Source organism: Rufibacter sp. JT3400010 (genome assembly GCF_054956755.1).
Window position 1 is genome coordinate 155,477 of sequence record NZ_JBUDXA010000010.1, and the last position, 14,627, is coordinate 170,103.

Here is a 14,627-nt window from a genome sequence, read left to right on the forward strand (position 1 = left end):
AAACACGCTTGTTCCGGGTGAATGGCAGCCTTACCTATGGCAAGTTGTGGTTTATACCCGTTTTCAAATCAAAGACACTAAAATAGGAACACCCAGGCAGTAGGTGCGTACGCTGTAACAATGATAAATTTTTGAAGCCGAATCCTGCCGGATTTTGCTTTAGAGAGTACCGATTGTTCATTCAAACTGCGCACCATCATGTCTGCTATTCCCCAAGAAAAAGTACTTGACAATTCTGTTCGCCTGCTGTTGGAAGGCTTTCCTTTCATTCAGAACAGGGTAGAGCGTTTCAACTCCAATATCTTCAAAACCAGGATCATGTTTCAGAATGTGATTTGTCTGCATGGCGAAGAAGCGGCCAAAGTTTTCTATGACCCAGACAAGTTCATGCGATACCAAGCCATTCCCAACCGCATACAAAGAACCCTTATGGGCAAAGACGCCATCCAAACCATGGACGGGGAAAGGCATGTACACCGCAAAGCCATGTTCATGTCTTTGATGACGCCAGACAGCCTCCATCAACTGAACCGTCTCATGACCGACCAATGGCAAGCTTCGCTTATACGTTGGGAAGAAATGGAGGAGGTGGTTCTTTTTGAGGAAGCCCAGGATTTGCTTTGTCGGGTAGCCTGCGCCTGGACAGGAGTTCCACTAAAAGAAGAGGAAGTACGCCTTCGGGCCCAGGATTTTGCCGCCATGGTAGATGCCTTTGGAGCGGTAGGACCCCGGCACTGGCGCGGAATAAAAGCGCGGGCCCGAGCCGAGAAATGGATTGGCAAGATGATCAAGCGCATCAGAAAGGGGAAACTGATGGTGAAGGAAAACTCACCAGCCCACGTCATCGCCTTTCACCGTGACTTAGAAGACAACTTGCTGGATGAAAAAATGGCGGCGGTAGAATTGATTAACCTGTTAAGGCCCATTGTCGCCATTGCCTGGTACATCACCTTTGGTGCGGTAGCCCTGCATGAGCATCCGGTGGCCCGCCAGAAAATAGCTGATGGCGAAGATGGCTATGTGGAGATGTTTGTGCAGGAAGTGCGGCGGTATTATCCTTTCGGGCCGTTTTTAGGAAACCGGGTCAAAAACGATTTTGAGTGGAGAGGCCACCACTTCAAAAAAGGCACCCTGGTATTTCTGGACATTTACGGCACCTTGCATGATGCAAACATCTGGGAGCATCCAGATGAATTCTATCCGTACCGTTTCAGAAACTGGGACGGAAGCGCGTTCAATTTCATTCCGCAGGGCGGCGGCGACCATTTCACTGGGCACCGCTGCGCCGGGGAATGGGTGACCATTGAAGCAATGAAGGTTTCCATGGTTTTCCTTTCCAAATACATGGAGTACGAGGTGCCGCCGCAAGATTTAAGTTTCAGCTTGGTGCGCATGCCTACCTACCCCAAAAGTAAGTTCATCATGAAGCACGTACGCAGCGTTAAACAGCCAGTAGAAGAAGAAGTAAACCGAATTTCTAAATGCCCTTTCCACCACGGGTAAGCAGCTTTCAGTAAAAGTAAAGCCATTGCTTATTTTATGGTTGTTTTTCTGAAATAAGCCCTAAACTGAAGGTTTGCCTATACCCAGGTTCTGGAAGTTGACCCCAAAATCAAATTAATTTGATTTCAGAGATTTATGCGCTAATTTTCAGAAAGTTGGCTTAAAACAATATATCTTCTTTTGATAGGGTAATTTCCTGCCTGGTATGTCTATAGGCTAAAAGAAAATAAGTTTCAGGCGAACTGCGCTTGGGCAACAATATCTTCATTACTAAACGTTTTTTTAATCCTGCATAATGAAAAATCTGGTAGTCCTTTCTCTGCTGCTTCTCGCTTCTATAACCATGTATGCGCAAGGAGACATTCCTTCGGCTAAACCAGGCACTACGTACGGTAAGAAAGTAAAATCAGCCAAAGCCGTACCCGTAGCTGAACTTACCCAGAAGCTAGCGACTACAAACGAGTTTACCGGTAAGATTGAAGGCACGGTGGTGGAAGTCTGCAAAAAGAAAGGCTGTTTTATGAAATTGGCCCGTGAAAATGGCGACCCTATCATGGTGAAGTTCACAGACTACGCCTTCTTCATGCCGCAAGACATAGTAGGGAAAACCGTAGTCTTGCAAGGCAATGCCCAGGTCAAGGAAACGTCTGTGGAGCGTTTGCAGCACTTCGCGCAAGATGCCGGTAAGAGCAAAGAAGAAATTGCAGCCATCACCCAGCCCAAGAAAGATATTGAGATTGTGGCAGATGGCGTGTTGGTAGTGAAATAGTTTTTGCTGCTTGATTTACAGAAAGGGTCTTCTTTTACCTGAAATGGTAGAAGAAGACCCTTTCTGTTTTAGCCTATTCTGGTGAAAATAGGCTAAAAATAGAAAATCTTGTAAGGGCAATCCCTTGTGGTTGCTCTATCGCGTTTGTGAACGTACATAGGGCAACCGAAAGGGATTGCCCCTACAAGATCCTGCTACCCCCGGGCGCAGATGCTTTTATAGGCGCAGTACTGGCAGGTTTCCAAATCGTTGGTTTTCCGGATGGGTTCCTCTGGGTTCAGCATTCTAATAACCAAATCTTTCAGCAGCCGTTCTGAAGTTTCCATGAAGTTGGCGGGTTCTCCCTGGGCATCTACAAAAGGCAATTCTGAGGTGAGCACTCCGGCTCCCAGATTACGGAACGAAATAATACCTGCCTCAAAATCATAATTGGCTTTGGGAAGTTTCAGAACCTTACTTTCCAGTAAACTTCCTTTCTGGATTTCCTTGGCCAGAATGTACCGGTATAACCAGAGTTGGCGCACCTTGTCCAGGTGACGGTCGTGCAGGAGGGTTGTTTCCAGGTCCTCGGGATTTACCTTGAGGTTGCGGGCTTCCACTTTGCCGGTTTTGTAGTCAATCACGCGCAGGGTGCGGCCGCTTAGGTCAATGCGGTCGGCTTTGCCGGCAATGCGCACGGGCACCTTTTCGCCGGAAGGCAGTTTCACATCCAGTTCGGTGAGCAGTGTTTCTTCCAGTTGCAGGATGTACAATGGGAGTTCCTCTGATTCACGCAGGCCTTCCAGGTAGCGGGTGAGCAGTTGTACGGCCACTTTGTAGAGAATCAGGTTCATGCCCTGTTCCGGCAGATTGCCCAGGGTACCGCGCTTGAACTCCAGTTGCACCTTCTTGGGCAAGTTGGCCAGCATCACGTCCACATCGGCTTTCTCAATGGGCCTGCCTTCTTCCGCGAAGGGCCTGAAATAATCCTCCAGCACCTGGTGCACAATCGTCCCGAAGGTATCAGCGCCCACCAGTTCATCTATCTCGTCTACTTCCTCCAGTTTGGCAATTCGGCTGAAGTAGTACTGGAGCGAGCAATTCACGAACTGGTTCAGGTGCGAAGGGTACAAACCGCGCTTTAACTGTTCCTTGAGCTTCTGCAGCACCTCACCGTCTTTCTGGATGATAATGTCCGGCTCGTACTCCTTGGTGTCCAGTTGCTCCACCACCGCCGTCAATTCCCGGAAGGTGATGTTCGGGTTTCTGCGGGCCAAATCATGCTGAAGTTGCAGAATAAAGCGGCTTTTCTCGCCGGAACCATAGGTGTCTGACGGCAACACATACAACAGGTTCACGCGCTTGGCCCGCTGCAACAACCGGTAGAAGTAGTACGAGGTAATGCTCTCTTGTTCAGCATAGGTTGGCAAGCCGAAGGTGCGCAGCACGTCATACGGGAACAGCGAGTTCTGCTTCTTGGGTTGTGGCAGCACGTTCTCGTTTACACTCAGGATAATGAGGTTCTCAAAATCCAGGGCGCGGGTTTCCAGCATCCCCATGACCTGGGTAGGTGAGATAGGTTCGCCGCTAAACGGAAGCTTGGTGTTGCCTATCTGCTCGTACAGAAACTTCTTGAAACTGCGCACCGAAATTTTGTGCTCGCGGCAGTCAAAAAGCGTATCTAGCCGCTTCACAATGGTGTAGAGCAGGAACAGGTATTCAGTTTCAATGGGGTTTTCAGATTCTACACGGTAAATGCGGCCCAGGGCATCTACCAAATTGTACAGCGCGTCAATGAGATCAGTACAGTCGTTCCAGGTTCTAAAGAGGGTGATGAACATAGGGTGCTCACGGCCCAGCCTGATGATTTCCTCGGCGGTAAGCAAGACGCTGTTGCGCTGCACCATCTCGTCCAGCACGTGCTGGAACAAATCCAGATCGGTTTCCCGCTCGGCAATGCTGTTCAGGTATTGCTCGTAGCGTCGCAAGAAAGGGTGTTGCAATAGTTTCGTGACGGCCAGGTGATGGTAGCGGTTCACTTTGTAGCCGGTATCGGTGGGTTGCACCACGCCGGTTAAATGCACGTCAAAGAGCAAATCTACCAGGTTGAAGAGGGGCGTGCCCTTGAAAGAGAGCCCCATGGTCACGTTGTAATCCGTCACTTCGTCTGAAATGGAGTGCAGCACAGGCAGGAGCAGGGTTTCATCAGGCAGTATAATGGCAATCTCGGCGTTGGGGTCTTTCTGCCGAATCTCACGGAGAAGCTGTCCGGCTATTTTGCCCTGCATGCTGGCGTTGGCCACGCCAATGGCGTTGATTTCTTTCGGGTCTGAGAGCAACAGGTTTTGTTGCCAGTTCCACTCGGGCAGCCGCCATTTTTCTTTGTAGCGTTTCAGGAAATGCCCGGCGCGTTTGTCTGACTCCTGAGCCATGTAATAGTCATCAGAATCAAAGAAGATATCTGCTTTGCCGACTTCCAGCAACGTCTGGATAATCTTCTGCTCAGCTTTGGAAAGCGCATTCAAACCCACAAAAATATACCGGAAAGGGCCTTTGTCGCTCTGCGCGATGTCTTTGATGCGGTTGGCGACCATTCTGAAGGCCATGCCGGTGTACGCTTGTTTGTCTTTCTTCAGCTTCGCGTGCAAAGCATGGTAGGTGCGCTCCAGGTTGCTCCAGAGCTGGAAGTACTGCTTCACATTGGCCGTAGGCACACTGCTGCCCGGTTTGCCGGGGTCCCAGCGTTCCAGCGCCTTCGCCTCGCTCACGTACTCAAACACCTTTGAGGCGTCTACCATCTCCATATCCATGCGCGAGAAGTCTTCCAGCAGCGTGGCACTCCAGCCTACAAACTGGTCAAAGTCCAGCTTGGGGTCATACTGCAGCATAAGGTCATACAGATCCAGTTGCAGGTGCAGCGGTTCCAATACCTCTACACTGGCCATGTTGCAGACAAATTCCTCCATGGAATAAATCTCTGGCGACCAGATACCGGTGGGTGCCGCCTGGGCCAGGGCATTCTTGAAATATAAGGTGGCCCGGCGGGTGGGAAGCACAATGCACAGGTCGCTCAGTTGATCAGTATAGGTCTGGTAAATATGTTCAGCGGTTTGCCGCAGGAAAGATTGCATGACGAGGGGTGATATCAAGTAGCACGTATTAAGTAGCAAGATACAACGTTTATAGGCCTTTTTCTCGATTTGAGCTATAAACAGGTTGAAGACTGAAACAAGACATAAAATGCGTGTTTCTACTATAGATTAGAATAGGAATATGCCGTAGATAGAATTGAAATTAAAACAGAGATTCTATGCGCCGATTTGCCATTTCAGATATACACGGATGCTGTAAAACCTTCAGGTATCTGGTAGAAGAAGAGCTAAAACTAAAAACTTACGACAAGCTGTACCTGCTGGGCGACTACATTGACCGGGGACCTGATTCAAAAGGTGTCATTGATTTCATTCTGGAATTGCGCGACAAGGATTTTCAGGTGATTACGCTTTGCGGAAACCACGAAGACATGCTGCTGGAGGCCAGAGCCGATTCAGAATATCTAGAGAGTTGGCTCCTGAATGGAGGCATACAAACTCTTAAAAGTTTTAAAACTTTAAACATTAAGGAGATCCCCGCCAAGTACTGGAAGTTTCTGGAAGAGTTAGAGCTTTACGTGGAGTTAGAAGACTACCTTCTGGTGCACGCCGGTTTTGACTTTTCCCACGACTATCCTTTTGAGGACCGCGAATCTATGCTCTGGATCAGGGATTTTGAGGTAGACAAGAAAGTGCTGGGACCTCGGAAAATAATACACGGGCATACCCCCATTTACCTGGATGACATTGCAACTTCCCTGAAAGCACCCGTTTCTGATGCGATCAACATAGACGGAGGTTGTGTTTTCACGAGGCAATTAGGCTATTTAACCGCGCTGAACCTAGACACCTTGGAACTGCACGCTTTGAAGAACAGAGAGGAAATGTAAGGCTTCGGTCTGAATCTGAAAGGAAGGATTGGGAATATGAAGAAAAGCCGTTGGCAACCCTTTTTTAAGCCGATTCCCATAAAACTGCCCTAAAACATTCAGCCGCATGAATTGACAATTTCATACAATAAGCTCAGACGCGTTATCTCATTGCCCGTACGTTGTTCATCCATCTCTAGCTTTTTCGATTATAAGCCGTTACGCCATTTCAGATATTCACGGATGTTTAAAGACCTTCCGGTACATGGTGGAAGAGGTGATTAAACTGAAGTACAGAGACAGGCTGTATCTGTTAGGCGATTACATTGACCGTGGGCCTGATTCAAAGGGCGTTCTGGATTACATTATGAAACTTCAGAAAGACAGTTATCGGGTGGTTGCATTGTGCGGAAACCACGAAGACATGATGATGAAGGCCCGAGACAATTCTCTGTACCATACCTCCTGGATGTTCAACGGCGGAAAAGAGGCCCTCAAGAGTTTCAAGGCCGCAAGCATCAAAGACATCAGAACCGTTTACTGGGACTTCCTGGAAAGCCTGGAACTCTACCATGAACTGGACGATTATCTGCTGGTACACGCAGGATTTAACTTTACCATCCCAGACCCCGCCACCGACCGGCACACCCTGCTTTGGGCCAGAGAATTTGAAGTAGATTGTTTCAAGCTAGGTACCCGTAAGATTGTCCACGGTCACACGCCCATCCCCTTAGACCAAATTACCTCTTCGCTCCAGAAACCCGTTTCCAGTGTCATCAACATTGATGGAGGCTGCGTCTTCAAACCCCGCATGGGCTATCTTACTGCCCTCAATCTGGATACGTTGGAATTGCTTTCTGTAGCGAACAGGGAGGATCAGTAAGGCCCGTTTTACTACCCCGCCCTCCGGGCACCCCTCCTAAATTAGGAGAGGAGTTGTGGTTCTCACAGTAATAGCGATGCTCAAAAGATTTCGCAGCGTCTGCAAAACCTGCGAGTGTCTGTGCCAATGGCTTTGGAATGGATGAAAGGAAGGTTAAAATATCGAACCTTACCTTTCTTTGGCACGGGAATTACTTCCGTGGCTTTAGACGATAAGTCACGGAAGTAATTCCGAGCCATAGTTTTTCGCTGCGGGGCAGCGAGGGTAGTCAGAGACTACCCAGTACGGTAGGCACGAGTCAGAGACTCGCGCCAGCAAATTGGGAAAGTTTATGCGGGAGACCTCACAGGTTTCCAAAACCTGTGAGGTCTTAACTCCACTACCCCACGTATACCCGTTTCCAGCCTTTCGCTTGAGCGCCTAGAGTTCGACCGTCCCTGAGCGAGAGCGAAGTGGGCGAGGAGAAATCACAGCGCGAAGGTGGAAGGCGGGGCCTCGCGGGCGTGAGCGCTTACTAGAAAAGATGAAACAACAAAGCTCCTAAACCCACGCAGAAAGCAGCTACTCCCAGGCATCAGCAAACTGCGTGCACATATCTCACCAATAAAAAAGCCTCAGAATAAATCTGAGGCTTTCCAATTATCTCTGTACCGGATGCGGCTCCTGCAACTGAAGCATACGCCCCGTATACGCCCTGGTTTCTTCGCAAAGTTGCGGATTCTCCGCGAGGGCAACCCCAAAGGTAGGAATCATCTCTTTGATTTTCTCCTGCCATTCCGGCGTGGCTGCTTTCTGCGGGAAGCACTTGTGAATAAGGTTCACCATAATGGAAACAGCTGTAGAGGCACCCGGAGAGGCTCCTAAAAGCGCTGCAAGGGAGCCGTCAGCGGCACTTACTACTTCAGTGCCGAATTCCAGCACACCACCGCGTTTAGGGTCTTTCTTGATGACCTGCACCCGTTGTCCGGCCACCTCTAATTCCCAATCTTCGCCTTTCGCCGTAGGCACGTATTCTCTCAGGGCATCCAAACGGTCTTCCGGAGACTGCCGAACTTGATCAATGAGGTATTTTGTCAGCGGAATATTGGTGTAACCGGCAGCCAGCATAGGCCGAAGGTTGTTCAGTTTAATTGACAAAGGCAAATCAAAGAAAGAGCCTTTTTTTAGGAATTTAGTCGTGAAACCGGCATAAGGTCCGAATAATAGCGCTTTCTCCCCATTAATCACGCGCGTATCTAAGTGCGGTACCGACATGGGCGGTGAACCCACGGCGGCCTTGCCGTACACCTTGGCCTGGTGTTGGGCAATCACCTCGGGGTTGGTGCATTTAAGCCACTGGCCACTTACCGGGAAGCCGCCAAAGCCTTTCCCTTCGGGAATGCCAGAAGCCAGCAGGAGCGGCAATGATCCGCCGCCGGCCCCAATAAAGACAAATTTGGTACGGGCGCGGCGTTTCTGACCGGTGGTCAAATCTTTGATGCGTACGCGCCAGATACCGTCGTCTTTGTGTTTAAAGGAACGTACTTCGTGGTTACGGTACAGCTGTACGCCGCCCATTTCTTTCAGGTGCTTGAAAAGTTGCCGGGTTAAACAGCCGAAGTTCACATCAGTACCCACTTCCATGCGGGTGGCGGCTACTTTCTCTGCCCGGTCGCGGCCTTTCATGATGAGCGGCATCCATTGGGTTAAGGTCTCAAAATCCTCTGAATACTGCATCCCCTGGAACAGGGGAGACTTCGTCATGGCTTCGTACCGCTTGCGCAGGAACGAGACATTTTTCTCGCCCCACACAAAGCTGATGTGCGGCACGCTCCTAATGAACATTTTAGGGTCAGCGAGAATGCCACGGTCTACCAGATACGCCCAGAACTGGCGCGACTGTTCAAACCACTCGGCAATCACATCGGCTTTGGAAATGTCAATGGCGCCGTTGGGCTTCTCTGGGGTATAGTTTAGTTCGCAGAAAGCGGAGTGGCCCGTTCCGGCGTTGTTCCAGGCATCAGAACTCTCAGCGGCAACCTCGTCTAGGCGCTCATATATTTCTATGGTCAGATCTGGTTGCAGTTGCTTGAGCATGACGCCCAAGGTGGCGCTCATAATACCGGCCCCAATCAACACTACATCTGGTTCAGTTACTATCTTATCCATGGTCTAAGGTTAATTACTTCCTAGAGTACGAAGAAACCACCAGAAAGTGTTATCCCCAAATGTACCAGTCTTCCCCAGAAAAAAGTCAGGACTTGGAAGAGAGGCTTTTTAGACCTGGTTTTTGAAAACTACCTGTTTTTTACCAGTTTATGGACCACCACCTGATTACCCTGGTATACCCGCAGAAAGTAGATACCCGCCGGAACATATTGGAAAGGCCCGAAGATAACTTTCTGGCTGCCCGCCTGCCCTTGCACAGCCTTGGTATGAAGAGTTTTTCCGGTGATGTCCACCAAAGAAAGGGAGAACTCCTGGGCTTGCGGTAACACAATCTCGGCCGTAAGTTCATCTTCTGAGGCAAACGGGTTAGGGTACACTACTGCCACTGTTAAATTTTTAGCTTCAGGCTGAATTCTAACAGACACGGCAATCACTTTTGAATACTCAAAGGTGCCATTAAAATCTATCTGTTTCAGACGATAGTACATCGTGCCAGCCGCCGATTGGGCATCGGCAAAGGAATAATTTTGCGTGATCTGGCTGTTCCCGTTGCCTTTTACCTGGCCAACCTTCACAAAATCCAGCGCATTGGTGCTGCGCTCTACTTCAAAGTAGTCATTGTCTTTCTCTGAGGCAGTGCTCCAGGTGAGTTTCACCGCATCTTTGGCGAAAACACCCTCAAAACGGATGAGTTCTACCGGCAACGGAGCAGCGTCTTTGTCTAAGATGGTAACATTTTTCTGCGAAGTAGCCATACCGCAGGTATTCGAGGCCCACACCTTCAACGTATAGGACCCAAGTTGATCTTCGTCCAGAGCAGACCAGACGTTAAGGTAACGCTTGCCGTTTTGGATGTACTCTTCATACGAAAATCCATCTGGTATTTCATACGTGTAAGTGGTAGTGCTCTGCACAGAGCCAATCAAGAAAGTAGCGGGTTCATCTGAAAGGTTATAGAAGTTGGAAACTCCGGTAAAACTTATCTGTGGCTTGGTGCAGGTGGCAGGGCAGTAGCCGGTTTCCTGGCCGGTGCCGGTTTTCACTGTAGCAGCAATTTTATTGGCATCATAACTGTCTAAAATACGAGCGGAGTTGGTTTTACTGAAGTCATGAATGACCATATTCCCTGTAATGGTGCCCTGGTTGTTGTTCGCTGAATTTTGGTAGATGTGGAATAAACCGGAACCATTCACCAAACCATCATTGGTGAAATCCCCTTTGATATTGATAAAGCCATTATTCGTCAGTCTTGCCTGGGAATTCCAGTTGTGGAATATACGGTTACTGGTAGATTGCTCCATGTAAGCGCAGGGATAATTAATGACAATGGCATTGCTGTTTCTGAAATCATTGGTGCAGTACAACTTACCCCAGTTCTCAATGGCACTGTTGGTGTTCATGTACACCTCTCTGGCTTTAAAGGTCCCATAGTTATATAAACTGTTGATCTTGTTATTACTGGCGAAGTTGATGCCTCCTATTACTTCTATGTTTCCATAGTTGTACAACTTGCTATGGTTAAGGTTAATGGCATCAGCGTCGGTCGCCTCCACCAGAAGGTTGCCCTTGTTCAAAAGCTGAGAATCTTCATTGAAGTGAAACTTGTTTAATATCTTCAGGACACTTGTGGTGGTGCAGTCAAAGCTGGATTTAGCTATGGTATAGTTATTACTGTTTAGGACAAGCGCTCCATTATTCTTGAAGCGCGTGTTTTTCATGATTCCGCCCAAAGTGATCTCTGCGGTCCCATTGTTGGTGAAGTAAGTGGAATCTGCCTTGTCGCCCCCTAAGAATAAGTTGCTTAGTTTAAGGATACCATTGTTACAGAGTTTAGATCCGTTGTTTTGGATAGTGAGTTTGTTAGATCCCATGAGGATAGCTCCTTTCTCTATCACCAACTCCCTTTTAAGAGACGTGTTGTTGCCTTGTTTTCCCAGTTCAAAATCTATATTAAGGGTAACCGTATGACCTGCTTTGATCACATACTTCACAATGCTGGGACCATTCCCATTATTGTAGTCGTTTGTGCCCGGTACAAAGGTTTGGCCCCATGTCTCTGAGCTGTTAAAATTCCCAGACTTTTTGGAAGTATAGGTGACTTGTGCCTGAACGCGAACGGAAAGTGCTATAAAGCAAGCAGTAAAAAATGAAAGCTTAAAAAATTGTATCATTACAAAGACGGTTTTCGGTATATTTTATTGAAAATTTTATATTTTATATGATTTAAGCTTACTAAAAATAGATTATGTATGAGTATTCCTTTTTTTTATAAGAAACTGCAAAGGTAAAAGTATTTATACTATAATTACAATATATTATTTTTTAATTTAACTTATTGTAGTTGAAAGCTGTGTTTAGGAGGATGAAACCCAATATTTTGACTTTAAATAGGTCAATTTTCTAGTGTAAATGTCTTAGTTCTTGATTAAAAGTAGGAAGGGAAATCAATGATAGAAGACGGAAATGTTGGGTAGGAAACAGTCAGGTCGCTACGGTCTCTAGCGCTTGGCTGAACTTATACTGTTGATCGGAAAGTAGCCTTGAGTTTATTTTGATCTTGTTTTTAGAGAATTCGCCTTAAAATCAAAATTGCTGCCTGCTGGTGCTATTTCATGCAGAAGGAACGCACAAAGAGAGCAGCCCAGCTTGCGGATAATTCTGAAATGCGCCTGTATAGGAGACCTTCACCAGATCCTCCGGTTTTCCCTGATGAGATGGAATTGAAACTGTATTTTTACCAAACAAAAATGCTCTGTCGCTAGCCGCGTGTTTCAGCAATCTGAATCAGGTCCTGTGCCTGGATTGTTGAAGAGAATACCATCGCCGCCAGAGGGACTATCTTCTTGCATCATGAAACAGATCCCGTATTGCCGCATCTTTCCTGTAACATGCTTGCAAAGCAGAACCCGCATATGTATGGTAAAGGTTATGTATTGGTAAGGCTGCTTACCACAAAGAGTTGGTATGGGATGGCTGTGCCGTTTCTTTGCCAAACAGGGTGGAAAGGGAAATCAGGAGTGGTGTGTGAAGGACTTTAATTTAGCGACCTTGAAGTACTCTGAAGTTAAGGTGCGGCTTTAATGGGAAAGTGGTGAGGCTAGGTGAGTTCTAGTGAGCCGCTCGTTTTGGAATCTGAAAAGCTAAGGGAATTTTCCAATGGAGGGAGAGGCATTCGCCTCTCCCAGATGGTTGTTGGTTTGAGAATAAGGAGCTTAGTATTAAATATTGGTGCTTCTTTGTAATATAAAATTCTTTGTTAATAGAATGAAATTGTAAGTCTTTTTGATATAAATATTATATGTTTTATTTGTAATGATCCAAAGGTAAGTGTATAAAGGTTAGTAGTTTAATCTATTCGATGAAACGTTATTTTTTCAAGTTTAACTTAAATAAACGGCAGGTGAACTCTCTATCACTATTCATGAACCATGTAGTTAGCAGAGGTGAGTAGGAGAGGGTGTTAGAGATAGCGCGATGAGTTGGTGGAAACTTTAAAGGTAAATAAGGTATGATTCAGTTGTCTTGCCTTCTGCATTCACTTAAATCCCAGCCAGCGTCATTTACGAGTGGTTTTTGCTGAGGTAAGCAGCTTTGAGATCAAGTTAAGCAGGCGAAAATTAGTATGGAAATCACCTTTGGCATGGTTCTAGAGGCTGTTTTCGCAATGTTTCTAAAATTATTCGACCTAACCTCTAATGAAAGACAACTATGAAAAAAAGACTTTACCTTCTAGCATTGACTGCCTTGTTTTACGGGCAAGTATTCGCCCAGGAAACCCCTTCCAGAAGAACCGAGGAATTCTGCGATGTCACCATTATTGAGAAATCCCTGAGTGAAAAGGTGCACATAGCGGTAGACTACGGACAAGAGCGGAAACGGGAGTTTGAGAAACTGAAAGACGCCTCGGGAAATCCCCTGACCTTCAACTCGCCCATAGATGCGCTCCACTATATGCTAGAGCAAGGATGGGAATTGGTAGATACTTACCAAGACCATGATCTGAAATACGACAATAAGCATTACTTGTTGAAACGTAAGCGGAGCATCTAAAGCCTGCTAACTGAAAAGCCCCAGTCCATTTTCCGCCTGTTTTTGGATTATAGGCCTGGAAACGGACTGGGGCTTTTGCATGCTAGGGAACGAAGCTAGGTATGGGCCTGATTTTGAGCAAGTAGTCTGTAATCAGATTTTACAGAAGACGAACTCTTATTGAGTCTTTGGTCTGTGGTCAAGGTTTGCGATAAATCAGAAAGCGTTTGTTTCTCAGCAACCCATGGGTACTTCTATCACCAGCAATTTTTGAACAGATTTGCCTGTGTCTTTTCGTTTGCCGGTCACCCGTAAAAAGTACCGACTGATGCCTACGCCACTGGGATATTCAGTAGGCGACTTCACTTTTCTGATGTGCTTTACCCAGTCATCTCCGCATTGTTGTTTAACTGCCGCTTTTAACTCCACCATAGACACTTCGGGAAATCTCTCCCAGTCTTTTTCAGAGTATTCTTTTGCGGTGAAAACGCCCGTGCCTTTGGCGGGTAAGTTGACCCATTCTGAGGTGTAGTGTTTCCAGTCCGTTAAGTCGCAGTGCGGACCTTCATCCATAATGGTCACACTGGTTTCGTAACGCTGCTCCACGGTGATGTCTGTCAACGCCTCTGAGGTAACGATGATGTTCTGGCCCTCTATGGTCTCCCCAAGGTCTGCGTAAATCTCTACCGTATCTTTTTCAAGAACTCCCTTGTATGCATTCTGGTCATCTTCATACACTATGAAGCGGTTGATGTTGATGGTGAGTTCTTTGAAAGAAAGCGTAAGGCTGGTGTCTTCTGCGGTTAGTTGGAGAGGAGTAGGAACAGGTTCTGTCTCCACTTGCATTATGGGTGTTGGTGTAACAGCAGTTGCAAGGGGAGGAGCGATGCTGGTTTTCTTTGTTTGCGGCGCTGGTGCTTGGTTGCAAGAGTAGAAGGTTGACAGCAGCAGACATATAAAGGGAATATGGGTGAGCCTCATGCTTAGTAATTCTCTAGGGAAATTTCAAGGAATAAAATCTATTATAAAACTCAAATAGTTGTAAAATGTTTTGTCTAAACATAGGAATGATAGACAAAATCGATTGGATAAACGATTTAATTATTTCGCTAGACAAACAGATTAGCTAACTCCAATTAACTTTCTAAACTCTTCTGCTAAATCAAGCCTAGCAGTGTTAATTTCATTTTTGACTTTATAATTTAAATTATTCCATTTTTCGATAGGTTCTACTAAGTCTTGTTCACGTAACGGTAATCTTCTATTGTTATAAGATTCATTTTTTTTCTCCTTTCTTTTGGCTTCTCTCATTCCAAATGTTATTTCTTTTGAAAGCTCTATAATAAAATTTATTC

At 46.7% G+C, this 14,627-nt stretch carries 10 protein-coding genes; 5 read left to right on the top strand and 5 right to left on the bottom strand.

Features of this window, described 5'->3' with window-relative positions; genetic code table 11:
• Window positions 1-198: 198 nt before the first annotated feature.
• Window positions 199-1,503 carry a cytochrome P450 gene (locus ACY0JR_RS11910; RefSeq protein ID WP_462634313.1) on the top strand — a complete coding sequence of 435 codons (1,305 nt, stop codon included), beginning with the start codon at window positions 199-201 and terminating at the stop codon, window positions 1,501-1,503.
• 295 nt (window positions 1,504-1,798) lie between these two features.
• Window positions 1,799-2,272, top strand: a complete 474-nt coding sequence (locus ACY0JR_RS11915) for a DUF4920 domain-containing protein (protein ID WP_462634314.1) — start codon at window positions 1,799-1,801, stop codon at window positions 2,270-2,272.
• 194 nt (window positions 2,273-2,466) lie between these two features.
• Here the strand turns inward: ACY0JR_RS11915 and ACY0JR_RS11920 are convergent, their stop codons facing one another.
• Window positions 2,467-5,382 carry a PD-(D/E)XK nuclease family protein gene (locus ACY0JR_RS11920; RefSeq protein ID WP_462634315.1) on the bottom strand — a complete coding sequence of 972 codons (2,916 nt, stop codon included), beginning with the start codon at window positions 5,380-5,382 and terminating at the stop codon, window positions 2,467-2,469.
• A 179-nt stretch (window positions 5,383-5,561) separates the two neighbouring features.
• Here ACY0JR_RS11920 and ACY0JR_RS11925 point away from each other — a divergent pair, with 179 nt between their 5' ends.
• Together ACY0JR_RS11925 and ACY0JR_RS11930 are read left to right on the top strand one after the other, a co-directional pair.
• On the top strand, window positions 5,562-6,233 hold the full coding sequence (locus ACY0JR_RS11925; RefSeq protein WP_462634316.1) for a metallophosphoesterase: 672 nt from the start codon (window positions 5,562-5,564) through the stop codon (window positions 6,231-6,233).
• Window positions 6,234-6,447: 214 nt separating this feature from the next.
• The gene (locus tag ACY0JR_RS11930) at window positions 6,448-7,095 is read left to right on the top strand and encodes a metallophosphoesterase (RefSeq protein ID WP_462634325.1); all 648 of its coding nucleotides are present in this window, start codon (window positions 6,448-6,450) and stop codon (window positions 7,093-7,095) included.
• Window positions 7,096-7,734: 639 nt separating this feature from the next.
• Here the strand turns inward: ACY0JR_RS11930 and ACY0JR_RS11935 are convergent.
• Together ACY0JR_RS11935 and ACY0JR_RS11940 are read right to left on the bottom strand one after the other, a co-directional pair.
• Window positions 7,735-9,243, bottom strand: coding sequence for a malate:quinone oxidoreductase (locus tag ACY0JR_RS11935; RefSeq protein ID WP_462634317.1), 1,509 nt, complete (start codon window positions 9,241-9,243; stop codon window positions 7,735-7,737).
• Between the two features lie 128 nt (window positions 9,244-9,371).
• Window positions 9,372-11,414, bottom strand: coding sequence for a T9SS type A sorting domain-containing protein (locus ACY0JR_RS11940; RefSeq protein WP_462634318.1), 2,043 nt, complete (start codon window positions 11,412-11,414; stop codon window positions 9,372-9,374).
• A gap of 1,537 nt (window positions 11,415-12,951) precedes the next feature.
• On the opposite strand from ACY0JR_RS11940, the gene ACY0JR_RS11945 reads away from it, so the two are divergent.
• A complete protein-coding gene (locus tag ACY0JR_RS11945; RefSeq protein WP_462634319.1) occupies window positions 12,952-13,293 on the top strand; it encodes a hypothetical protein in 342 nt (113 codons plus the stop codon).
• Window positions 13,294-13,506: 213 nt separating this feature from the next.
• Here ACY0JR_RS11945 and ACY0JR_RS11950 read toward each other — a convergent pair whose 3' ends face one another.
• Both ACY0JR_RS11950 and ACY0JR_RS11955 read right to left on the bottom strand, forming a co-directional pair.
• Entirely contained in the window at window positions 13,507-14,118 is a 612-nt protein-coding gene (locus tag ACY0JR_RS11950) for a hypothetical protein (RefSeq protein WP_462634320.1), read from the bottom strand.
• A gap of 276 nt (window positions 14,119-14,394) precedes the next feature.
• A partial coding sequence (locus ACY0JR_RS11955; protein WP_462634321.1) for a hypothetical protein occupies window positions 14,395-14,627 on the bottom strand: 233 nt, incomplete at its 5' end.

Excerpts from the sequence above, each read along its gene's own strand:
- ACY0JR_RS11910 (WP_462634313.1), top strand. The coding sequence starts at position 199 with ATGTCTGCTATTCCCCAAGAAAAAGTACTTGACAATTCTGTTCGCCTG.
- ACY0JR_RS11915 (WP_462634314.1), top strand. The coding sequence starts at position 1,799 with ATGAAAAATCTGGTAGTCCTTTCTCTGCTGCTTCTCGCTTCTATAACC.
- ACY0JR_RS11920 (WP_462634315.1), bottom strand. The coding sequence starts at position 5,382 with ATGCAATCTTTCCTGCGGCAAACCGCTGAACATATTTACCAGACCTAT.
- ACY0JR_RS11925 (WP_462634316.1), top strand. The coding sequence starts at position 5,562 with ATGCGCCGATTTGCCATTTCAGATATACACGGATGCTGTAAAACCTTC.
- ACY0JR_RS11935 (WP_462634317.1), bottom strand. The coding sequence starts at position 9,243 with ATGGATAAGATAGTAACTGAACCAGATGTAGTGTTGATTGGGGCCGGT.
- ACY0JR_RS11940 (WP_462634318.1), bottom strand. The coding sequence starts at position 11,414 with ATGATACAATTTTTTAAGCTTTCATTTTTTACTGCTTGCTTTATAGCA.
- ACY0JR_RS11945 (WP_462634319.1), top strand. The coding sequence starts at position 12,952 with ATGAAAAAAAGACTTTACCTTCTAGCATTGACTGCCTTGTTTTACGGG.
- ACY0JR_RS11950 (WP_462634320.1), bottom strand. The coding sequence starts at position 14,118 with ATGCAAGTGGAGACAGAACCTGTTCCTACTCCTCTCCAACTAACCGCA.